This is a genomic window from Pseudomonas sp. DP-17, from assembly GCF_022380625.1.
Classification (GTDB): domain Bacteria; phylum Pseudomonadota; class Gammaproteobacteria; order Pseudomonadales; family Pseudomonadaceae; genus Pseudomonas; species Pseudomonas nitroreducens_A.
Genome location: NZ_JAKSXG010000004.1, coordinates 267,721 through 289,895, shown reverse-complemented (window position 1 = coordinate 289,895; position 22,175 = coordinate 267,721). Strand labels below are relative to the sequence as shown.

At 66.4% G+C, this 22,175-nt stretch carries 20 protein-coding genes; 7 read left to right on the top strand and 13 right to left on the bottom strand.

Going from position 1 to position 22,175, the window contains the following annotated elements; genetic code table 11:
- The first annotated feature begins 158 nt into the window (after positions 1-158).
- From MJ122_RS10700 to MJ122_RS10675, 6 genes are all read left to right on the top strand, one after another.
- Entirely contained in the window at positions 159-1,061 is a 903-nt protein-coding gene (locus MJ122_RS10700) for a hydroxymethylglutaryl-CoA lyase (protein ID WP_239744137.1), read from the top strand.
- Positions 1,062-1,251: 190 nt separating this feature from the next.
- Complete coding sequence (locus MJ122_RS10695) at positions 1,252-2,676, top strand: sigma 54-interacting transcriptional regulator (protein WP_088417373.1); 1,425 nt, start codon at positions 1,252-1,254, stop codon at positions 2,674-2,676.
- A gap of 310 nt (positions 2,677-2,986) precedes the next feature.
- Complete coding sequence (locus MJ122_RS10690) at positions 2,987-4,252, top strand: OprD family porin (protein WP_239744136.1); 1,266 nt, start codon at positions 2,987-2,989, stop codon at positions 4,250-4,252.
- Between the two features lie 75 nt (positions 4,253-4,327).
- On the top strand, positions 4,328-5,719 hold the full coding sequence (locus tag MJ122_RS10685; RefSeq protein WP_239744135.1) for a GntP family permease: 1,392 nt from the start codon (positions 4,328-4,330) through the stop codon (positions 5,717-5,719).
- Between the two features lie 58 nt (positions 5,720-5,777).
- Positions 5,778-6,548, top strand: a complete 771-nt coding sequence (locus MJ122_RS10680; protein WP_239744134.1) for a 3-hydroxybutyrate dehydrogenase — start codon at positions 5,778-5,780, stop codon at positions 6,546-6,548.
- A gap of 101 nt (positions 6,549-6,649) precedes the next feature.
- Positions 6,650-8,605, top strand: a complete 1,956-nt coding sequence (locus MJ122_RS10675; protein WP_239744133.1) for an acetoacetate--CoA ligase — start codon at positions 6,650-6,652, stop codon at positions 8,603-8,605.
- Positions 8,606-8,800: 195 nt separating this feature from the next.
- Here MJ122_RS10675 and pcaC read toward each other — a convergent pair whose 3' ends face one another.
- From pcaC to MJ122_RS10630, 9 genes are all read right to left on the bottom strand, one after another.
- The gene (pcaC, locus tag MJ122_RS10670) at positions 8,801-9,196 is read right to left on the bottom strand and encodes a 4-carboxymuconolactone decarboxylase (protein WP_088417378.1); all 396 of its coding nucleotides are present in this window, start codon (positions 9,194-9,196) and stop codon (positions 8,801-8,803) included.
- 113 nt (positions 9,197-9,309) lie between these two features.
- Positions 9,310-10,098 carry a 3-oxoadipate enol-lactonase gene (pcaD, locus tag MJ122_RS10665; protein WP_239744132.1) on the bottom strand — a complete coding sequence of 263 codons (789 nt, stop codon included), beginning with the start codon at positions 10,096-10,098 and terminating at the stop codon, positions 9,310-9,312.
- A gap of 21 nt (positions 10,099-10,119) precedes the next feature.
- The gene (locus tag MJ122_RS10660; RefSeq protein WP_275590658.1) at positions 10,120-11,484 is read right to left on the bottom strand and encodes a 3-carboxy-cis,cis-muconate cycloisomerase; all 1,365 of its coding nucleotides are present in this window, start codon (positions 11,482-11,484) and stop codon (positions 10,120-10,122) included.
- A gap of 127 nt (positions 11,485-11,611) precedes the next feature.
- The gene (gene pcaF, locus MJ122_RS10655) at positions 11,612-12,817 is read right to left on the bottom strand and encodes a 3-oxoadipyl-CoA thiolase (protein WP_239744131.1); all 1,206 of its coding nucleotides are present in this window, start codon (positions 12,815-12,817) and stop codon (positions 11,612-11,614) included.
- Complete coding sequence (locus MJ122_RS10650; RefSeq protein WP_088417382.1) at positions 12,814-13,596, bottom strand: CoA-transferase subunit beta; 783 nt, start codon at positions 13,594-13,596, stop codon at positions 12,814-12,816. The genes pcaF and MJ122_RS10650 overlap by 4 nt, the downstream gene beginning before the upstream one ends.
- The gene (locus tag MJ122_RS10645; protein WP_239744130.1) at positions 13,596-14,444 is read right to left on the bottom strand and encodes a CoA transferase subunit A; all 849 of its coding nucleotides are present in this window, start codon (positions 14,442-14,444) and stop codon (positions 13,596-13,598) included. The genes MJ122_RS10650 and MJ122_RS10645 overlap by 1 nt, the downstream gene beginning before the upstream one ends.
- A gap of 301 nt (positions 14,445-14,745) precedes the next feature.
- Positions 14,746-15,678 carry a catechol 1,2-dioxygenase gene (gene catA / locus MJ122_RS10640; RefSeq protein ID WP_239744129.1) on the bottom strand — a complete coding sequence of 311 codons (933 nt, stop codon included), beginning with the start codon at positions 15,676-15,678 and terminating at the stop codon, positions 14,746-14,748.
- Positions 15,679-15,725: 47 nt separating this feature from the next.
- Positions 15,726-16,016 (bottom strand): muconolactone Delta-isomerase, encoded by a 291-nt coding sequence (gene catC, locus MJ122_RS10635; protein ID WP_017519458.1) that lies wholly within the window; start codon positions 16,014-16,016, stop codon positions 15,726-15,728.
- A 41-nt stretch (positions 16,017-16,057) separates the two neighbouring features.
- Positions 16,058-17,179 (bottom strand): muconate cycloisomerase family protein, encoded by a 1,122-nt coding sequence (locus MJ122_RS10630; protein ID WP_239744128.1) that lies wholly within the window; start codon positions 17,177-17,179, stop codon positions 16,058-16,060.
- Positions 17,180-17,319: 140 nt separating this feature from the next.
- Here MJ122_RS10630 and MJ122_RS10625 point away from each other — a divergent pair, with 140 nt between their 5' ends.
- Positions 17,320-18,192: a LysR family transcriptional regulator gene (locus MJ122_RS10625; protein WP_088417386.1), complete on the top strand. Its 873-nt coding sequence runs from the start codon at positions 17,320-17,322 to the stop codon at positions 18,190-18,192.
- Between the two features lie 18 nt (positions 18,193-18,210).
- Here MJ122_RS10625 and MJ122_RS10620 read toward each other — a convergent pair whose 3' ends face one another.
- The 4 genes from MJ122_RS10620 to benA all read right to left on the bottom strand — a co-directional run bounded on the left by MJ122_RS10620 (position 18,211) and on the right by benA (position 22,060).
- Positions 18,211-18,984: a 1,6-dihydroxycyclohexa-2,4-diene-1-carboxylate dehydrogenase gene (locus tag MJ122_RS10620; RefSeq protein ID WP_239744127.1), complete on the bottom strand. Its 774-nt coding sequence runs from the start codon at positions 18,982-18,984 to the stop codon at positions 18,211-18,213.
- 131 nt (positions 18,985-19,115) lie between these two features.
- Positions 19,116-20,129, bottom strand: coding sequence for a benzoate 1,2-dioxygenase electron transfer component BenC (gene benC, locus MJ122_RS10615; RefSeq protein ID WP_239744126.1), 1,014 nt, complete (start codon positions 20,127-20,129; stop codon positions 19,116-19,118).
- Positions 20,130-20,207: 78 nt separating this feature from the next.
- Positions 20,208-20,696, bottom strand: coding sequence for a benzoate 1,2-dioxygenase small subunit (benB, locus tag MJ122_RS10610; protein ID WP_239744125.1), 489 nt, complete (start codon positions 20,694-20,696; stop codon positions 20,208-20,210).
- Positions 20,693-22,060 (bottom strand): benzoate 1,2-dioxygenase large subunit, encoded by a 1,368-nt coding sequence (gene benA / locus MJ122_RS10605; RefSeq protein ID WP_239744124.1) that lies wholly within the window; start codon positions 22,058-22,060, stop codon positions 20,693-20,695. The genes benB and benA overlap by 4 nt, the downstream gene beginning before the upstream one ends.
- Positions 22,061-22,175 lie beyond the last annotated feature (115 nt).

Here is a 22,175-nt window from a genome sequence, read left to right as displayed (position 1 = left end):
ACGGTACCCTCGCCCTCCGGGAGAGGGAGTAGTCCGCGCCGGCTGACGCCAAGGTTTCATCCTGCTGCGAACAATCCCCTCTCCCTTCAGGGAGAGGGTTAGGGAGAGGGTGCCAAGCACTGCGCACCCTCCTCGACAGAACACTACGAGGACCGCAAATGACCCTGCCCCAATCCGTCCGCCTGGTCGAAGTCGGCCCGCGCGACGGCCTGCAGAACGAGAAGCAACCCATCGCCGTGGCCGACAAGGTACGCCTGGTGGACGACCTCACCGCCGCCGGCCTCTCCTACATCGAAGTCGGCAGCTTCGTCTCGCCCAAGTGGGTACCGCAGATGGCCGGCTCGGCGGAAGTGTTCGCCGGCATCCAGCAGAAGGCCGGCGTCACCTACGCCGCCCTGGCGCCGAACCTGAAGGGCTTCGAGGCCGCGCTGGAATCCCAGGTGAAGGAAGTCGCGGTGTTCGCCGCCGCCTCCGAGGCCTTCTCGCAGAAGAACATCAACTGCTCGATCAAGGAGAGCCTGGAGCGCTTCGCCCCGGTGATGGAAGCGGCGCGCCAGCACGGCGTGCGCGTGCGCGGCTACGTCTCGTGCGTGCTCGGCTGCCCCTACCAGGGCGAGGTCGACGCCGCGCAGGTCGCTGCCGTCGCCGCGGAACTGCATGCCATGGGCTGTTACGAAGTCTCGCTGGGCGACACCATTGGCGTCGGCACCGCCGGCGCCACCCGGCATATGTTCGAGGTCGTCGGCCAACGTGTACCGCGCGCGCAACTGGCCGGGCACTTCCATGACACCTACGGCCAGGCCACGGCGAACATCTACGCCAGCCTGCTGGAAGGCATCGCGGTGTTCGACAGCTCGGTCGCAGGTCTCGGCGGCTGCCCCTACGCCAAGGGCGCCACCGGCAACGTCGCCACCGAGGACGTGCTCTACCTGCTCAACGGCCTGGGCATCCACACCGGCATCGATTTGGACAAGCTGATCGACGCCGGCCAGCGCATCTGCTCGGTGCTCGACAAGCCCAACGGTTCTCGCGTGGCCAAGGCGCAACTGTCCAAGCGCTGACGTTAACCCCTGCTTTGGAGCGGACTCCGTCCGCGATGGGTTGGCCCGACTCCCTGGTCGAGCGGAGCGGCCGACAGGTCATCGCGGACGGAGTCCGCTCCTACGAAATTCCCACCCATTCATCACTGCTGACCCTGCCGCCACATCCCGGTACAGTGCGCCCTCTGCCCTCCCCGCACACGGCCTGCCGATGACCGACACCCACAGCCTCAACGATTACCCCAGCGTCCGCCAGCTGGCGATCCGCTCGCTGTTCGAGATCTTCGAGCAGTTCAGCGAAGGCACGGTGATCGTCGACCGCGAGGCGCGCATTGTCTGGATCAACCAGCGCTACGCCCAGCGCTTCGGCCTGGACAGCGCCGAGCAGGCCGTCGGCCGCCCGGTGGAACAGGTGATCCCCGGCAGCCTGATGCGCGAAGTGGTCAGCAGCGGCCGGCCGATGCTGCTGGACATCCTCGACATGACCAAGGACCCGCTGGTGGTCATGCGCGTGCCGATCCGCGACGACGCGGGCGAGGTCATCGGAGGCATCGGGTTTGCCCTGTTCGATGAGTTGCGTGCGCTGTCGCCGCTGCTCACCCGCTATCAGCGCATGCAGGCCGAGCTGGCCTCGACCCGCTCGCTGCTGCAGGCGCGCCAGGCGAAATACAGCTTCGGGCATTTCATCGGCACCAGCGCCGCCAGCCTGGAAGTGAAGCGCCGCGCGCGCCGGGGCGCCGCCAGCGAAGCGCCGATCCTGCTGCTGGGCGAGACCGGCACCGGCAAGGAGCTGCTCGCCCACGCGATCCACGCCTCCTCACCGCGCGCGGACAAACCCTTCGTCAGCCTCAACGCCGCCGCTATTCCCGAAACCCTGCTGGAGGCCGAATTCTTCGGCACCGCGCCAGGCGCCTTCACCGGTGCCGACCGCAAGGGCCGCGCCGGCAAGCTGCAGATCGCCCAGGGCGGCACGCTGTTCCTCGACGAGATCGGCGACATGCCGCTGACCCTGCAGAGCAAGCTGCTGCGCGTGCTACAGGAAAAGGAATTCGAGCCGGTGGGCTCCAACGAGGTGCTGCGCAGCGACATCCGCCTGATCGCCGCCACCTCCATCGACCTCGACGCCGCCGTGCGCGAGGGGCGCTTCCGCGCCGACCTGTTCTACCGCATCAACGTCCTGCCGATCGAGATTCCGCCGCTGCGCGAGCGCCTGGAGGATTTGCCGGCACTGTGCGAAGCCATCCTCGACGGCCTGCGCGACGACCGCCAGACGCTTTATGAACTGAACGCCGATGGCCTCGCCCTGCTCGCCCGGCACGCCTGGCCGGGCAATGTGCGCGAGCTGCGCAACCTGCTGGAGCGCACGGTGCTGCTAGGCGACCGCCCGCAGATCGACGCCGCCGCGCTGCGCTCCGCGCTGGGCGAACTGCAACCGTTGCCGGCCACCTCGACGGCACCAGCTGCCAGGCTGGCCGAAGGACAGGACTTCTACGCCGCGCGGGACGCCTTCGAACGCGAGCTGATCGCCAACACCCTGGCCGAGCACGCCGGCAACGTCGATGCAGCCGCGCAGCGCCTGGGCCTGGGGCGCTCGACGCTGTACAAGAAGATGGCAGCACTGGGCCTTCAATCCTGAAATAGAGACAAGTCTCAAAAAAGAGACAGTCACTCAGAACTCTTGATTGGCAGCCCCCAGGCGATTCAATCCGCCGCTTTGTCTCCAACTGGAGACAAACCGCTTCCACCCATTCATAAAAATCTCAAAATAAGACTTACAAATCAAATAGTTACAATCCTGGCACGGTCCTGGCTATGTCGCCTCTCGCGGCCTTCGCGCCGCACAGCCGACATAACAACAATCAACGCTGCCCGAACGCGAATTCCACCCCCACGGGACATCCGGCAAGTCCTGTTTCGCCCTCGGTATAGCGCCAGGAGATCACCCGATGAGCCGCTCCTCGCTCAATCATGCCGCCGTCATCACCGCCCTCGGTTCCACCCTCGCCCTTTCGCCCCAGGCCTTTGCCGAATTCCTTGCCGACAGCAAGGCCAGCGTCGAACTGCGCAACTTCTACTTCAACCGCGACTTCCGCCAGGACAACGCCGCGCAATCCAAGCAGGAAGAGTGGGCGCAGGGCTTCCTGCTGCGCTACGAATCCGGCTACAGCGAAGGCACCATCGGCGTGGGCGTCGATGCCCTTGGCCTGCTCGGCGTCAAGCTGGACTCCAGCCCCGACCGCGCCGGCTCCGGCCTGCTGCCGCGCGACAAGGACAAGGTCAACGGCGCGCCGGACGACTACAGCGAACTGGGCCTGACCGCCAAGCTGCGCGCCTCCAGAAGCGTACTGAAGATCGGCACCCTGCTGCCCAAGCTGCCCACCGTGCTGGCCAACGATTCGCGCCTGCTGCCGCAGACCTTCGAAGGCGCGCACCTGAATTCCGCCGAGTTCGCCGGCCTCACCTTCGACGGCGGCCGCCTGCGCCAGGTGAGCCAGCGCGACTCGTCCAACCGCGAGGACATGACCGTCACCAGCGGCAGCGCCCGTGGCATAGTCGCGACCGACACCAGCGACCAGTTCGACTTCGCCGGCCTGAGCTACAAGTGGACGCCGCAACTGACCACCGGGTACAGCTACGCCAAGCTCGACGGGCTCTACGACCAGCACATCGTCAACCTGGTGCACGTGCTGCCCGTCGCCGCCGGCCAGTCGCTGAAGACCGACCTGCGCTACGCCCGCTCCGACGACGACGGCCACAGCAACGTCGACAACCGCGCCTTCGGCGCCATGCTCACCTACACCCTCGGCGGCCACGGCTTCGGCGCCGGCTACCAGAAGATGAGCGGCGACACCGGCTTCGCCTACATCGGCGGCACCGATGCCTTCCTGGTCAACTTCGTGCAGATCGGCGACTTCGCCAACCGCGACGAGCAGTCCTGGCAGGCGCGCTACGACTACGACTTCGCCGCCCTGGGCGTGCCCGGCCTGACCTTCATGACGCGCTACCTGTCCGGCGACAACATCGAACTGGGCGCGGGCAAGCCCGAAGGCAAGGAATGGGAGCGCGATACCGATATCGGCTACGTAGTGCAGAACGGGCCGCTGAAGAACTTCGGCGTGAAGTGGCGCAATGCGACAGTTCGCTCCAGCCACTTCGGCAACGACCTCGACGAGAACCGCCTGATCCTCAGCTACGTGCTGCCGCTCTGGTAATCGCCTGATCGTCACTCGCCCCCACAACAAGAACGACGCGCGGCCCGAGGCCGCGCGACAACTGGAGATACTTCGATGAGCGTGGTCATCGCCCTCGCGGCCCTCGCCCTGCTGATGCTCGCCGCCTACCGCGGCTACAGCGTGATCCTCTTCGCCCCCATCGCCGCGCTGCTGGCGGTGCTGCTGACCGACCCGTCCGCCGTGGCGCCAGCCTTCACTGGCGTGTTCATGGAAAAGATGGTCGGCTTCGTCAAACTCTACTTCCCGGTGTTCCTGCTCGGCGCGGTGTTCGGCAAGCTGATCGAGCTGTCGGGCTTCTCGCGTTCCATCGTCGCCGCCGCCATCCGCCTGCTGGGCACCCGCCAGGCGATGCTGGTGATCGTGTTGGTCTGTGCCCTGCTCACCTACGGCGGCGTGTCACTGTTCGTGGTGGTGTTCGCGGTCTATCCGTTCGCCGCCGAGATGTTCCGCCAGAGCAATATCCCCAAGCGACTGATCCCGGCGACCATCGCCCTGGGCGCGTTCAGCTTCACCATGGACGCCCTGCCCGGCACCCCGCAGATCCAGAACATCATCCCCACCGCCTTCTTCAACACCACCGGCTGGGCCGCACCCTGGCTGGGCGTGATCGGCAGCCTGTTCGTGTTCAGCGTCGGCATGCTGTTCCTCCGCCGCCAGGCCGGCAAGGCACGCGCCGCCGGTGAAGGCTACGGCACCGAGTTGCGCAACGAGCCGGAAACCGCCGACGACATGAAACTGCCCAACCCGCTGCTGGCGCTCTCGCCGCTGGTGCTGGTGGGCGTCGCCAACCTGCTGTTCACCCACTGGATTCCCCAGGTCTACGGCAAGACCCACAGCCTCCAGCTGGCCGGCATGGCCGCGCCGGTGGCCAGCGACGTGGCCAAGCTGACCGGCATCTGGGCGGTGCAGGCGGCGCTGCTGCTGGGCATCCTGCTGGTGCTCGTGAGCAGCTTCCGGGTCATTCGCAGCAAGATTGCCGAAGGCAGCAAGACGGCCGTCTCCGGCGCACTGCTGGCGGCCATGAACACGGCTTCGGAATACGGCTTCGGCGCGGTGATCGCCTCGCTGCCGGGCTTCCTGGTGCTGGCTGACGCGCTGAAGAAAATCCCCGATCCGCTGGTCAACGAGGCCATCACCGTCACCACCCTGGCCGGCATCACCGGCTCGGCGTCGGGCGGCATGAGCATCGCCCTGGCGGCCATGTCCGAGCAGTTCATCGCTGCCGCCCACGCCGCCAACATCCCGCTGGAGGTGCTGCACCGGGTAGCGGCCATGGCCTCCGGCGGCATGGACACCCTGCCGCACAACGGCGCGGTCATCACCCTGCTCGCGGTCACCGGCCTGACTCACCGCGAAGCCTACAAGGACATCTTCGCCATCACCCTGATCAAGACCCTCGCGGTGTTCGTGGTGATCGGCACCTTCTACGCCACCGGAATCGTATAAGCCGGTTGTTTCCAAGCGGTCGCCACGCGGCGGCCGCCCCGTTCCAGAGGAGATTTGCATGACTCTCAAAGGCAAGACCGCACTGGTCACCGGCTCCACCAGCGGCATCGGCCTGGGCATCGCCGCCCGGCTCGCGGCCGCGGGCGCCAACGTGGTGGTCAACGGTTTCGGTGATATCGACGCAGCGGTGCGCGAGCTGTCGGTGCACGGCACGCGCATCGGCCACCACGGCGCGGACATGGCGCAGCCGGAACAGATCGCCGAGATGATCGCCTACGTCGAGCGCGAGTTCGGCGGCCTCGACATCCTGGTCAACAACGCCGGCATCCAGCACGTTGCGGCGCTGGAGGACTTCCCCGTGGAGCGCTGGAACGCGATCATCGCCATCAACCTCTCCTCGGTGTTCCACACCACCCGCCTGGCGCTGCCGGGCATGCGCCAGCGCGGCTGGGGGCGCATCCTCAATATCGCCTCGACCCACGGGCTGGTTGCCTCGGCAGGCAAGAGTGCTTATGTGGCCGCCAAGCACGGCGTGATCGGCCTGACCAAGACCACCGCCCTGGAAACCGCCACCAGCGCCATTACCTGCAACGCCATCTGTCCCGGCTGGGTGCTGACGCCGCTGGTACAGCAGCAGATCGATGCGCGCATCGCCGGCGGCGCCAGCCCCGAACAGGCGCGCCACGACCTGCTGGCGGAAAAGCAACCGTCGCTGGATTTCGTCACCGCCGAACAGTTGGGCGAGCTGGCGCTATTCTTGTGTTCAGAAGCCGCCGCCCAGGTCCGCGGCGCCGCCTGGAACATGGATGGCGGCTGGGTCGCGCAGTGATTCCCGAGCACCACCGAAGCACTTGCGGCGATGCTTCATGTCAAGATGATGGGTACCGCCTGTCGGCGGTGCCCACCGATCCTTCGCTGGAGTCGTCGTCAATGAACCCACTGCTCTGGACACCCTCCCCCGAACGCATCGCCGCCACCCGGATGGACGCCTTCCGCCGCAAGGTGGCGCAGCAGCACGGCCTCGACCTGCCCGACTACGCCGCCCTGCACGCCTGGAGCATCGCCGAACGCGAAGCTTTCTGGCTGGCCATCGTCGACACCTTCGGCGTGCAGTTCCACGAAGCGCCAACGGCGGTCCTCGAAGAAGGACCGGAAATGCCCGATGCACGCTGGTTCCCCGGCGCCACCCTGAACTTCGCCGAACACCTGCTGAGGCGCCGGGACCACAAGCCGGCGCTGATCGCCATCAGCGAAGATGAACGCCGCGAGGTGATCAGCCATGCCGAACTGGCCGCCCAGGTCGCCGGCCTGCAACGCTCCCTGCGCGAAGCCGGCGTCGGCATCGGCGACCGTGTCGCGGCCTTCATGCCCAACACCTGGCAGACCGTGGTCGGCATGCTCGCCACCACCAGCCTGGGCGCCACCTGGTCAAGCTGCTCGCCGGACTTCGGCACCCATGGGGTGATCGACCGCTTCGGCCAGATCGAGCCCAAGGTGCTGATCGCCGGCGCCGGCTACCGCTACGCCGGCAAGGTGCTGGATCTCACCGCCAAGCTCAATGAAATCCTCGCCCAGCTGCCCAGCCTGGAACAGCTGGTAATCGTCCCCTATGCCAATGGCCATGCCCGCCGCAGCGACTTCCAAACGCCGGCGCGGGTCAGCCTCTGGCAGGACTTCTTCCACAGTGGTGGCGAACCGGTGTTCACCCCGGTGCCCTTCGACCACCCGCTGTACATCCTCTACTCCTCCGGCACCACCGGCGTGCCCAAGTGCATCGTCCATGGCACCGGCGGCGTGCTGCTGCAGCACCTGAAGGAACATGGCCTGCACGTCGACCTGAGCCACGACGACACGCTTTTCTACTACACCACCTGCGGCTGGATGATGTGGAACTGGCTGGTCTCCGGCCTCGCCATCGGCGCCACGCTGGTGCTCTACGACGGCTCGCCCTTCCACCCCGGCCCCGAGCGACTGATGGACCTGATCGACGCGGAGAACATCAGCGTGTTCGGTACCAGCGCCAAGTACATCGCCGCGCTGGAGAAGGCCAATGTGCGGCCGCGCGAGACCCATTCGCTGGAGCGTCTGAAGACGATCCTTTCCACCGGTTCGCCGCTGGCCCAGGTCAGCTTCGATTACATCTACAGGGACGTGAAAGCCGATGTCTGCCTGTCATCGATCTCCGGCGGCACCGACATCGTTTCCTGCTTCGCCATCGGCAATCCCGCCGCGCCGGTGTGGCGCGGGGAAATGCAGTGCAAGGCGCTGGGCATGGCGGTGGAGGTCTGGGACGAAGCCGGCAAACCGGTGCGCGGCGAGAAAGGCGAGCTGGTCTGCGTGCGGCACTTCCCGTCGATCCCCGTGGGTTTCTGGAACGACGAGAACAACGAGAAATTCCTCGATGCCTATTTCGCCACCTTCCCTGGTGTCTGGGCCCATGGCGACTACGCCGAGGAAACCGAGCACGGCGGCCTGGTGATCCATGGCCGTTCCGATGCCGTGCTCAACCCCGGCGGCGTGCGCATCGGCACCGCGGAAATCTACCGCCAGGTGGAAAAGATCGAGCAGGTGCTGGAATCCATCGCCATCGGGCAGGACTGGCAGGGTGACGTGCGCGTGGTACTGTTCGTGCGCCTGCGTGACGGCGTGGAGCTGGACGACACGCTGCAGGAGCGCATCCGCCAGACCATCCGCGCTAACACCACGCCTCGTCACGTACCGGCAAAGATCCTCGCGGTCGCCGATATTCCGCGCACCATCAGCGGCAAGATCGTCGAACTGGCAGTGCGCAACGTGGTGCATGGTCAGCCGGTGAAGAACACCGACGCGCTGGCCAATCCGCAGGCGCTGGAGTTGTTCAGGGACAGGAAGGAGCTGGAGAGCTGATCGGGGGGTGGGGTAGAGGCACAGCATGGGTATCGCTTCGCTCCACCCATCCTACGAGCACCCAACCCACGGCATGCGCCTGCGAGCGCTACTTGAGACGCTCATACCCAGGCAGGCAGACCTCCGGATGCGTGGTCCGGAGGTCGCTGTGCAGGAGGAGTGGAGCGAAGCGATACTCATCGAGCCCGTAACGGGTTACGGCTCCAGCGACTCGGTGCCCAGCTCGTCCCACACCGCCTCGGCGAGGTGGAAGGTGGCGTTGGCCGCCGGAATGCCGCAGTAGATCGCGCTCTGCAGCAGCACTTCCTTGATCTCCTCGCGGCTCACCCCATTGTTGCGCGCAGCGCGCAGGTGCAGCTTGAGCTCGCCCTCGCGGTTCATGCCGATCAGCATGGCGATGGTGATCAGGCTGCGGGTGTGGCGCGGCAGACCGGGGCGGGTCCAGATGTCACCCCAGGCGTGGCGGGTGATCATTTCCTGGAACTCTTCGTTGAAGGCGGTGCGGTTCTGCAGGCTGCGGTCGACGTGGGCATCGCCCAGCACCGCGCGGCGGACCTGCATGCCGGCTTCGTAGCGTTCTTTCTCGTCCATCTCAAACTCCCATCAAATCCCGCGTAGGATGGGTGGAGCGCAGCGATACCCATGCTGTCGTCGCACAGAACCGATGGGTTTCGCTGCGCTCTACGCCATCCTACGAAGAGCAGTTAACCGCGCAGGAAGTGCAGCACACGCTGGCTGAAGGCATCGCCGGCCTGCACGTTGGACAGGTGCGCAGCGCGGAATTCCGCAAGCTCCGCGCCGGGAATGCGCGCCTGCAGGAAGCGGCCGTCCTCGGTGGTGGTCACCGGGTCGGCAGCGCCACAGACCACCAGGGTCGGCGCGGTGATCGCGCCGATCTCGCCCCGGAAATCGGCATCGCGCACGGCCGCGCAGTTGGCCGCGTAACCTTCCGGCGAGGTCTGCGCCAGCATGCCGACGATGGGCTCGACTTGATCCGGATAGCCTTCCGCAAAGTCAGCGGTGAACCAGCGCGAAATCGACGCATCACGCAGGTTGCGCATGGCCTCGGCGCCGCCGCCGAGCACGGTGTCGATGCGTGGATTCCAGATTTCCGGCGTGCCGATCTTGGCGGCGGTGTTGCACAACACCAGGCGCTCGATGCGCTCCGGCGCATGAATGCCCAACCACTGGCCGATCAGCCCGCCCATGGACAGGCCACAGAAATGCGCGCGCGGGATGTCCAGCGCATCCAGTAGCGCAAGCACATCGCGGCCGTTCTGCTCGATGCTGTACGGGCCGGGAGTGACCAGCGAGCCACCGTGGCCACGGGTGTCGTAGCGCAGCACGCGGAAGTGCTCGGTGAAGGCCGGGATCTGCGCGTCCCACATGTGCAGGTCGGTGCCCAGGGAGTTGGACAGCACCAGCACCGGCGCGCCGGCCGGGCCTTCCAGTTGATAGTTCAGGTCGCCATCGGCGAGACGTACGGCAGGCATGCAAGGCTCCTATCGCGACTGTTATCGCAAAGACAATTCTTTGTGTTCGGCCAACGCGCGCTCGACCCAGCGGCGCGCCTGGCCCAGGTAATGGGCGGGATCGAGTAGGCGATCCAGCTCCCCGGCATTCAATTGCGCGGCGACTTCGGCGTTGGCGCCGAGCACCGCGCGCAAGTGCGCGCCCTCCTTCACCGCCTGCTTGCAGCATTGCTCCACCAGATGGTGTGCGGCATCACGGCCAATGCACTGGGCCAGGGCGATGCTGACCGCCTCGGCGAGCACCAGGCCGCGGGTCAGGTCGAGGTTTTCCAGCATGCGCTCGGCATCGACTTCCAGGCCCGGCACGAGAGACAGCGCCTGTTGCAGCGAACCGGAAACCAGGCAGCACAGCTCCGGCAGGCTTTCCCACTCGGCGTGCCACAGGCCGAGGCTGCGCTCATGCTCCTGGGGCATGGCGGCGAGCAGGGTCGAGACCAGACCCGGCGCACGGGTCGCCGCGCCGATCAGTACGGCAGCGCCCACCGGGTTGCGCTTGTGCGGCATGGTGGAGGAACCACCCTTGCCCGGCGCGGAGGGTTCGAAGGCTTCACCGGCCTCGGTCTGCATCAGCAGGCTGAGGTCGCGGCCCAGCTTGCCGAGGCTGCCGGCTATCAGGCCAAGCAGACTGGCGAATTCCACCAGGCGGTCACGCTGGGTGTGCCAGGGTTGTTCAGGCAGTTGCAGGCTCAGCTCTTCCGCCAGCGCTTGGGCCACATCGAAACCCTGGTCTCCAAGTGCGGCGAGGCTGCCGGAAGCGCCGCCGAACTGCAGGCACAGCAGGCGCGGCTTGAGCTCATTGAGGCGTTGACGATGGCGGGTGATCGCGCCCAGCCAGCCGGCGATCTTCATACCGAGGGTGACGGGCGTGGCGTGTTGCAGCCAGGTGCGGCCGACCATGGGCGTGCCGGCGTGGGCCTGCGCCTGAACCGCGAGCGCGTCGGCCAGTTGGGCGAGATCGCTTTCCAGCAGTTCGATGGCGGCACGCAGTTGCAGGACCAATCCGCTGTCCATCGCATCCTGGCTGGTGGCGCCCAGATGGACGTAGCGCTCGGCCTCGGCATCCACGGCGGCGATGCGCTTGCCCAATGCCTTCACCAGCGGGATCGCGGAATTGCCGGCGCTGCAGATGGCATGGGCCAGTGCATCGAAATCATAGAGTTCGGCGCGGCAGGCGGCGGCGATGGGCGCCACGGCACTCGCCGGGATCACACCGACGCGAGCCTCGGCACGGGCCAGTGCGGCCTCGAAGTCGAGCATGCCCTGCACTCGGCCGTGGTCATTGAAGATCGCGCGCATGGCGGGCTGGGTGAAGTAGGCGTCGAACAGAAGGTTGGTGCTCACGTGCAGCTCCGAAAATCGGCGGGCGTAGTCGGGACAGTATGATCGCAGAGGACGACTCTGTAGGAGCGAGCTTGCTCGCGAACCTGAGCCCCGCAGCGGGGGTTGTTCGCGAGCAAGCTCGCTCCTACAAGAGCTAGACGCGCTCGACGACCAGCGCCACGCCCTGCCCCACGCCCACGCACATGGTGCACAGGCCGAGCTTGCCGCCGGACTTCTGCAGCTGATGCACGGCCGTCAGCACCAGGCGAGCGCCGCTGGCACCCAGCGGGTGGCCGAGGGCGATGGCGCCGCCGTTGGGGTTCACCCGTGCGTCGTCATCGGCGATGCCGAGTTCGCGGGTCACCGCCAGGCCCTGGGCGGCGAAGGCTTCGTTCAGCTCGATGACGTCGAACTGGCTGACCGACAGGTTCAGGCGCTCCAGCAGCTTGCGCACCGCCGGCACCGGGCCGATGCCCATCACGCGCGGGGCGACGCCGGCGCTGGCCATGCCAAGCACTTTCGCACGCGGCGTCAGGCCGTGTTTCTTCACCGCTTCGGCACTGGCGAGGATCAGCGCCACGGCGCCGTCGTTGACGCCCGAGGCGTTGCCGGCGGTAACGGTCTTGCCCTCGCCGTTGACCGGTTTCAGTTTGGCCAGCGCTTCGGCGGTGGTGTCCGGGCGCGGGTGTTCATCGGTATCGACAACGGTCTCGCCCTTGCGACCCTTGATCACCACCGGGACGATTTCCTCGGCGAAGTACCCGGAAGCCTGGGCAACGCCAGCGCGCTGCTGGCTGCGCAGGGAGAAAGCGTCCTGATCGGCGCGATTGACCTGGTACTCGTCAGCCACGTTGTCGGCGGTCTGCGGCATGGCATCCACGCCGTACTGCGCCTTCATCAGCGGGTTGATGAAGCGCCAGCCGATGGTGGTGTCCTCGATCTTCTGCCCACGGCCGAAGGCACTGTCAGCCTTGCCCATCACGTAGGGCGCGCGGGACATGGACTCGACGCCCCCGGCGATGACCAGTTCGGCCTCGCCGCTGGCGATGGCGCGGAAGGCGGTGCCCACCGCGTCCAGGCCCGAGGCGCAGAGACGGTTGAGGGTCACGCCCGGCACGCTTTCCGGCAGGCCGGCCAGCAGCAGCGCCATGCGCGCCACGTTGCGATTGTCTTCGCCGGCCTGGTTGGCGCAGCCGAGGTACACCTCGTCCAGCGCGGCCCAGTCGACCTGCGGGTTACGATCGACCAGCGCCTTCACCGGTACGGCGGCGAGGTCGTCGGCGCGCACGCCGGAGAGCGAACCGCCGAAGCGGCCGATGGGCGTGCGTACGGCATCGCAGATGAAGACCTCGCGGCTCATTCCTCACCTCCCAGTTGGCCGTGGGCGGCGGCGGTACGGGCTTCCAGGGCGCGCAGGGCTTCCAGCTCGACGTCGGTCGGTGCGATGGTTTCGCTCACCTGCTCGGCGAAGCGGATCGCCCAGCCGGTGTTCTCCACCACCTGCTCGCGGGTCACGCCCGGGTGCAGCGAGGTAACGATGAATTCGTTGCTGCCGGCTTCCGGCTCCATGATGCAGAGGTCGGTGATGATCGCCACCGGACCCTTGCCGGGCAGGCCGAGCTGCTGGCGGTGGTCGCCGCCCTCGCCGAAGCCGACGGAGGTGACGAAGGCCAGCTTGTCGACGAAGGTGCGGTGGGACTGCTTGAGGATGATCAGCACTTCCTTGGCGGAACCGGCGATCTCCGGTGCGCCACCGGCGCCGGGCAGGCGAACCTTGGGCTTGTTGTAGTCGCCGATGACGGTGGTGTTGATGTTGCCGAAGCGGTCGACCTGGGCCGCACCGAGGAAGCCGACGTCGATGCGCCCGCCCTGCAGCCAGTAGCGGAAGATTTCGCCGGTGGGCACCACGGTGTCGGCGGTTTCGGCCAGCTCACCGTCACCGATGGACAGCGGCAGCACGCTGGGCTTGGCGCCGATGGGGCCGGATTCGTAGATCAGGACCACGTCGGGGGAAGCGGTCAGGCGCGCCAGGTTGGCGGCCTTGGACGGCAGGCCGATGCCGACGAAGCACACGGCGCCGTTCTTCAGGCGGCGGGCGGCGGCCACGGTCATCATTTCATTGGTGCTGTAGGCGCTCATTACTTGGCCTCCGCGAGTTTGGCTTTGAACTCAGAGAAGTCTTTCGTGCCGCGGATGTAGGTATCGATCCAGGCGTTGAAGGTGTCGCGGTCGCGGGCGATCGGGTCCCAGGCCTGGTAGAAGCGGTTGTCGCGCTCGGAGTAGCCGTGGGCGTAGGACGGGTGCGAACCGCCGGGCACCAGGCAGACGGAGGACAGCGCCCAGGTCGGCAGTACGCAGGAATTCATCGGCGCATTCAGGTCATCGACGATTTCTTCGACGGTGACGATGCAGCGCTTGGCGGCCAGTGCGGCTTCCTTCTGCACGCCGAGGATGCCCCACAGCAGCACGTTGCCCTTGCGGTCGGCCTTCTGCGCGTGGATCACGGTGACGTCCGGGCGCACCGAAGGCACGGCGGCCAGTTGCTCGCCGGTGAACGGGCAGTTGATGAACTTGATGTTCGGATTGACCTTCGGCAGGTCGGAACCGGCATAGGCACGCAGCACGGCGAACGGCAGGCCCGAGGCGCCGGCGACATAGGAGTTGGCGAGGTCAGCGTGGCTGTGCTCGTCGATCTCGAGCTCGCGCGGCCAGCCCTTCTCCACCGCGTCACGCAGGCGATGCAGCGAACCGACGCCGGGGTTGCCGCCCCAGGAGAAGGTCAACTTGCGCACGCAACCGGCGCCGATCAGCAGGTCGTAGACCAGGTCGGGGGTCATGCGCACCAGGTGCAAGTCTTTCTTGCCCTGGCGGATCAGCTCGTGGGAGGCGGCGGTCGGGATCAGGTGGGTGAAGCCTTCGAGCGCGACGGTGTCGCCGTCGTTGACGAAGCGCTCGACCGCTTCGCGGAGGGTGAGGAGTTCAGCCATGGTCGGTCTCGTTGTGTAGGGGGTGCCGATGGGAAAACAGTACCGTCGGGGGGATGGGTGAACAATGCGATAATCGACTATTGGTGCGAATATCGAACACTTCTCTTAGGGGGCTAACGGACGTCATACCACTCTGCCGTCCTGGCTCACGGGCCCATCTGGAGACAGGCACAGCGACGAAACGATCGCGGACGGAGTCCGCTCCTACGATCCTGGCGAGGAAGGTACCGGGGGCGTAGAAGCGGACTCCGTCCGCGATTGCTCCTCGGCCACGCCGAGGTCATGCGGCGAGAAGTTCGCGTCAGGCTTGCTGCAGCGCGCGGGGACGGCTGCTGCGGTCCTCGGCATCGGCGGAAACGGCCTGCTGCAGCTGGAAGTCGAACTCGATCTCGGCGAAGCGCCCTTCCACACCACGGGCCTTCGCGGCCGCTGCGTCGTCGACGAAACGCACCTCCCCCACCAATCCGTCACGGGTCGCGTAGGCGAAGTCGTCCCAGAGGTACTGGTCACCGGCGAGGTTGATCTGCGTGGTCAGGTGGCGATGGCCCGGTGCGGAGATGAAGAAGTGGATGTGCGCCGGACGCTGGCCGTGGCGGCCGAGCTGGTTGAGCAGCTCCTGGGTCGGGCCGTCCGGCGGGCAGCCGTAACCGCTGGGCACGATGCTGCGCGCCTTGTAGCGGCCTTCGGCGTCGGTGACGATGCGCCGACGCAGGTTGTACTCGGACTGGCTGCTGTCGAAGTACGAGTAGGTGCCGTTGGTGTTGGCATGCCAGAGATCGACCACGGCGCCGGCCAGGGGCTTGCCGTCGAGGTCGAACACGCGGCCGGAGAGGAACATCACGGTGCCCGGGTCCTTGCCGTCGTCCATCCGCGCTTCGCCTTCGGACAGCGGTGCGCCGGCCACGTACAGCGGGCCTTCGATGGTGCGCGGAGTGCCGCCGCCGATGCCGGCCGCCGCGTCCTGGGCGTCCAGCAGCAGGTCGAGGTAGTGCTCGATACCCAGGCCCGCGACCACCAGGCCGGCTTCCTGGCGGGCGCCCAGGCGGTTGAGGTAATCCACGGCTTTCCAGAACTCATCGGGGGTGACGTTCATGTCTTCGATCAGTTTGGCGGTGTCCTGCAGGATACGCAGGACGAGGTTCTTCACGCGCGGGTTGCCCTGATCGTTCAAGGCGCCGCTGGCTTCTTCGAAGAACTTCTGGATGTCGGCAGTCTGGGAAATCTTCACGGTCATGGTGCGATCCTCAAGTCTTGTTCTTGTTGAGTCGTACGGAACGACAATCAGCGGTCGTCGGAATGGATCGAGGACGGATGGCGGCAGAGTCCGTCGACCTCGATGTCCATGTAGGGGAACAGCGGCAGCTGCATCAGGGTGTCGTGCAGCTCCTCGACACTGGCGAGGTCGAACACGCTGTAGTTGGCGTAGTGCCCGGCAATGCGCCACAGGTGGCGCCATTTGCCCTCGCGCTGCAGGCGCTGGGCCAGTTCCTTCTCGTCGGCCTTGAGCTGGGCGGCTTTCGCCGGGTCCATGTCGACGGGCAATTTCACGGTCATCTTCACGTGGAACAGCATCGGGGCTTCTCCTCTATCGGGCAGTCGGGAAAGGTTGCAAATCAGGTGCGGCGGAAGCGCGCCAGGCGCTCTTCGTCCAGGGTCAGGCCCAGGCCGGGCGTGCGCGGTACGTGCAGCTGGAAGTCGCGGTAGAGCGGCGCCTCGGTGACGATTTCCTCGGTGAGCAGCAGCGGGCCGAACAGCTCGGTGGCCCAGGTCAGCTTCTCCAGGGTGAGGAAGGCGTGGGCCGAGGCCAGGGTGCCGACGGCGCCTTCGAGCATGGTCCCGCCGTACAGCGCGATGCCGGCCGCCTCGGCGATCTGCGCGGTGCGCAGCACGGCGCGCGGGCCGCCGTTCTTGGCGATCTTCAGGGCGAAGATGCTGGCGGCGCCGTCGGCAGCGAGGCTGAAGGCGTCGGCCACGCTCTCGATGGACTCATCGGCCATGATCGGTGCCGGGCTGCGCTGGTTCAGGCGCACCTGGCCGCTGCGGTTGATCCGCGAGATGGGCTGCTCGATCAGGTCGATGCCATTCTCGCCGAGCACCTGGCAGCCACGGATGGCCTGGGATTCGTCCCAGCCCTGGTTGACGTCCACACGCACGCTGGCGCGCTCGCCCAGGGCCTGCTTGATCGCCACCACGTGCTTGAGGTCCTGCTCCAGCGGGTTGGCGCCGATCTTCAGCTTGAAGATGCGGTGGCGGCGGATGTCCAGCATCTGCTCCGCCTCGGCAATATCGCGGGCGGTGTCGCCGGAGGCCAGGGTCCAGGCCACTTCGAGGCTGTCGCGCACGCGGCCGCCGAGCAGTTCGCTGACCGGCAGGCCGAGGCGCTTGCCCTGGGCGTCGAGCAGCGCACTCTCGATGCCGGAGCGAGCGAAGGTGTTGCCCTTGATCGACTTGTCCAGGCGCTGCATGCAGGCGTTGATGTTGCTGGCGTCCTGGCCCTTGAGCAGCGGCGCGAAGTGCGCGTCGAGGTTGGCCTTGATGCTTTCCGGGCTCTCGTTGCCATAGGCCAGCCCGCCGATGGTGGTGGCTTCGCCGATACCCTCGACGCCGTCGGAGCAGCGCAGGCGGATGATCACCAGTGTCTGCTGCTGCATGGTGTGCATGGCCAGCTTGTGCGGGCGGATGGTCGGCAGGTCGACGATGATCGACTCGATGCGTTCGATGACGGGGCTACTCATGGACGGCGTTCCGGTCTGGGGTTCAAGGGGCGGGCTTCTTTCGATACCCAACAGGTCTTTTCACGGATGAAGAAGGATTGCTTCGGGGCGTGCGGGCAGTCCAATATCGTTGCCATCTTGTTGCATACCCTGGAGGTATCATGGAGCTGAGACACCTGCGCTACTTCCGCGAAGTGGCCGGCACCCTCAACTTCACCCGCGCCGCCGAGCGCCTGCACATCGCCCAGCCACCGCTGAGCCGGCAGATCCAGCAGCTCGAGGAACTGCTCGGCGTGCCCTTGCTGGAACGCGGCCGGCCGTTGCGCCTGACCGATGCCGGGCGCTACTTCCATGAGCAGACCGGCACCCTGCTTTCGCAGCTGGAAAGCATCTGCGAGAGCACCCGGCGCATCGGCCGTGGCGAGCGCCAGTGGTTCGGCATCGGCTTCGCACCCTCGACGCTGTATGACGGCCTGCCCGAGTTGATCCGCGAACTGCGCGGCGACGCCGGGCTGGAACTGGGGCTGCAGGAAATGACCACGGTGCAACAGGTCGAGGCGCTCAAAAGCGGGCGCATCGACATCGGATTCGGGCGCATCCGCATCGACGATGCGGCCATTACCCAGCAGGTATTGCGCGAGGAGCCCATGGTTGCCGTGCTCCCGGCCGGGCATCGCCTGCTCGGCGCGCCGCTGAGCCTTGCGCAACTGGCCGGCGAGGACTTCGTGCTCTACCCCGCCAACCCGCGTCCCAGCTACGCCGACCATGTGCTGGCGCTGTTCGCCAACCACGGCCTGAGCGTGCGCGTGACGCAATGGACCAACGAGCTGCAGACCGCCATCGGGCTGGTCGCCGCCGGCCTGGGCGTGGCGCTGGTGCCGGCGTCGGTGCAACAGCAGCACCGCGCCGACATCGGCTACGCCACGCTGACCGACGCCGAGGCGGTCTCGCCGATCATCCTCAGCCAGCGTCGCGGCGACGTCAGTGCGCCGTTGCAACACTGCCTGCGACTGATCGGCGCGCAGCTGCCGTAAGGGCATCATCGCGGCGCCTCAGCCCAGGTCGCCGCCACCCACCGGCAGGGTCACGCCGGTGATGTAGCTGGCCTCGTCGGAAGCGAGGAAGAGGATCGCGCCGACCTGTTCGTCGATGCTGCCGTAGCGCTTCATCAGGCTGCTGTCGAGGGTCTGGTTGACGATCTGCTGGTACCAGAGCTTCTCCTGCTCGCTCTGCTGCGCCGCGTTGCGCGGGATGCGCCGTGGCGGCGCTTCCGTGCCGCCGGGTGCGGTGGCGTTCACCCGTACGCCGCGCTCGGCGGTCTCGAAGGCCAGGCAGGCGGTCAGCGCGTTCACCCCGCCCTTCGCCGCACCGTAGGGCACGCGGTTAACGCCACGGGTGGCGATGGACGAAACGTTGACGATGGCACCCGCGCCCTGCTCCAGCATCGGCACCAGTGCCGCGCGGCAGCACCAGAGGGTGGGGAACAATGAACGGCGCACCTCGGCCTCGATCTCCTCTTCGGCGTAGTGCTCGAAGGGTTTCGCCCAGATGGTGCCGCCGACGTTGTTGACCAGGATGTCGAGGCGGCCGAAGCGCGCGAGCGCCTGGTCGACCACGCCCTGGCAGTCGGCGAAACGCTCCAGGTCGGCAGTCAGGGTCAGCACCTCGCCGTGCTGGCCGAGGACGTCCTGCAGTTCGTGGACGATCTCGGAGCGGTCCACGGCGATGACCCTGGCCCCCTCTTCCACCAGCCGCTCGGCGACGCGCCGACCGATACCCTGGGCGGCGCCGGTGACGAGGGCGATCTTGTTGTTGAATCGGTTCATGGTGACCTCATGACGTCGGGGCAAACCCTGTAGGAGTAAGCTTGCTCGCGAACCAAGCCCCGCTGTGAAGCGGTTCGCGAGCAAGCTCGCTCCTACAAAGGTCCGTCACGCCCAAGTTTTGGTTGTCGAATTCAGGCCGCGCTCGCCGCAAACTTCTCGTAATAGAAATTCGCCGGCGTGATGCCCTGGGAACGGATGTACTGGCTGACCGCCTCGACCATCGGCGGCGGGCCGCAGAGGTAGAGGTCCACCTCGCCGTCGTTCAGGTGCGCGGGCTCGATGTGCTGGGTGACATAGCCCTTGCGCGGGTAATTGCTCTCCGGGCTGGCGACGCAGGCACTGAAGGTGAAGTTGGGAATGCGCGCAGCGAAGGCTTCCAGGCGGTCCATTTCCACCAGGTCGAAGTCGTGGGTGACGCCGTAGATCAGGTGCAGCGGATGCTCGCTGCCACGTTCGGCGATCTGCTCCAGCATCGCTGTGAAGGGCGCCAGGCCCGTGCCGCCGGCCAGCAGCAACAGCGGCCGCTTGATCTCGCGCAGGTAGAAGCTGCCCAACGGACCGGCCAGGGCCATGGCGTCGCCGGCCTTGGCCAGGCCGGTGAGGAAGCTGCTCATCAGCCCGCCCGGGACGTTGCGGATCAGGAAGCTGACTTCACCGTTCTTCTGCAGCGAGCTGAAGGAATAGGCGCGGGTCTGTTCGCTGCCCGGCACCTGCAGGTTGACGTACTGCCCGGGCAGGAAGGCCAGCTTGCTCAGCGACTCCCCCTTGATCGACAGCGCGATAGTGCTTTCGGAGAGCTGGCGTACTGCGCTGATGCTGGCCTCGAAACTGGCCTGGGCAGTCTTGCAGACCTGCGAGGACGCCGGTACGCGCACCACGCAATCGCTCTGCGCACGCATCTGGCAGGTGAGCACGTAGCCCTGCTGGGCTTCGTCCTCGGTCAGGGCATCCTCGATGTAATCCTGGCCCAGGTCGTAGCGGCCCGCTTCGGCAAAGCACTTGCAGGTACCGCAGGCGCCGTCGCGGCAATCCAGCGGGATATTGATGCCCTGGCGGTAGGCGGCGTCGGCCACGGTCTCGCTGGGGCTGGCGTCGATGAAGCGGGTAACGCCGTCTTCGAAGTTGAGGGCGATCTTGTGGTTCATGGCGTGCACCTCGGCACCGCGCAGGCGGCGTCGCGCGCGGCGATTCCACACGCGCGACGCACTGCCCTGCCGGCTTGATCAGATGTGATAGATGTCGATGACTTGCCGTACGTAGTCGTTCTTCAACACGACCTTCTTCGCCTTCACCAACGGCTGCTCGCCACGCACGTCGAGGGTGTAGAAGCTGGTGCCGAAGTAGCTGTCGACGGTCTTGTAGCGGAAGCTCAGGGTGTGCCAGTTGAAGCGCACCTGGCATTGCCCGTCCGCCTCGCCGAGCACCTCGATGTTGCTCAGGTTGTGCGAGGTGCGGGTGTCCGGCAGGGTCGCGCTGGAGCGCTCGGTCTTGATGCGGAACACGCGGTCTTCCAGGCCGCCACGGTTGCCGTACCAGATCAGCGAGATTTCCCGCTGCGGGTCTTCGGTGAGCTGGTCGCGGTCATCCCAGGCAGGCATCCAGAAGGTGGCGTCGGCGGCGTACAGCTCCAGCCAGGCGTTCCACTCCTTGTCGTCGAGGTAGCGCGCTTCGCGGTAGAGGAAGTCGCGGACGGTCTCGTAGCGGCTCATCACACGCCCTCCTCTTTCAGCGCGATGCGGTTGGCCTGCTCGGCGGCCAGCGCGTCGATCATCGTTTGCTGCCAGTACTGGTGCTGCAGTACGAACAGGCCTTCGTCCTCGGTGCGCACACCGGACAGCGCCGGTGCAAGGTCGATCTCCCGCGCCGCGTCATCGGCGCCTTCGATCCAGTGCTGCGCCCCGCGCGACATGTCGTTCCAGCCGCCGGCGCTGCCCTGGTAGGCCTGCTGGCAGGAGCGGAATTCCTCCAGATCGTCCGGCGTGGCCATGCCGCTGACATTGAAGAAATCTTCGTACTGGCGGATACGCTGGGCGCGCGCCTCGGCACTCTCGCCCTTGGGCGCGATGCAGTAGATGGTGATTTCGGTGCGGTTGACGTCGATGGGCCGGGCGATGCGGATCTGCGAGCTGAACTGGTCCATCAGGTAGACGTTCGGGTACAGGCAGAGGTTGCGCGAGTTCTCGATCATCCAGTCGGCGCGGGCCTGGCCATGGTCGCGGGCCAGTTCTTCGCGACGCTCGAAGGCCGGGCGCGCCTCGGGGTTGGCCCAGCGGGTCCAGAGCAACAGGTGGCCGTGGTCGAAGGAGTAGAAACCGCCGCCCTGCTTGGCCCAGCCGCCGGCGCTCATGGTCTTCACCTCGCTTCCAGCCTCACGCTGCTGGCGCTGGTTCTGGGTGGCGGCGTAGTTCCAGTGCACGGAGCTGACGTGATAGCCGTCGGCGCCGTTCTCGGCGGTGAGCTTCCAGTTGCCTTCGTAGATGTAGCTGGAGGAACCGCGCAGCACTTCCAGGCCTTCCGGAGACTGATCGACGATCATGTCGATGATCTTCGCCGACTCGCCCAGGTGCTCCACCAGCGGCTTGACGTCGGCCTTCAGGCTGCCGAAGAGGAAGCCGCGGTAGGATTCGAAGCGCGCCACTTTCGTCAGGTCGTGGGACCCTTCGCAGTTGAAGCCTTCCGGGTAGCCGGCCTCGGCCGGATCCTTCACCTTGAGCAGCTTGCCGGAGTTGTTGAAGGTCCAGCCGTGGAACGGGCAGGTATAGCTGGAACGGTTGCCGGACTTGTGCCGGCAGAGCATGGCGCCCTTGTGGCTGCAGCCGTTGAGGAAGGCGTTGAGCTGGCCTTCCTTGTTGCGCGCGATGAAGACCGACTGGCGACCGATCATGGTGGTCAGGAAGTCGTTCTTCTCGGGAATCTGGCTTTCGTGGGCGAGGTAGACCCAGTTGCCTTCGAAGATGTGCTTCATCTCCAGGTCGAACAGGCGCGGGTCGGTGAACATTTCCCGCCGGCAGCGATAGACGCCGTTGGCAGGGTCTTCCTCAAGCAGCGAACGCAAGTAGTCGATACCCAGGGACATGGCCGGGGCCTCCGTTGTTTTTGTTCAGGCAGGCTCAGGTTATGGCTGGGTTGGCGGGGGCAATATCCGCTTTGTGCAGAGTGCTATCCGTTTTGTGCAGAGGTGGTGGTGAGCG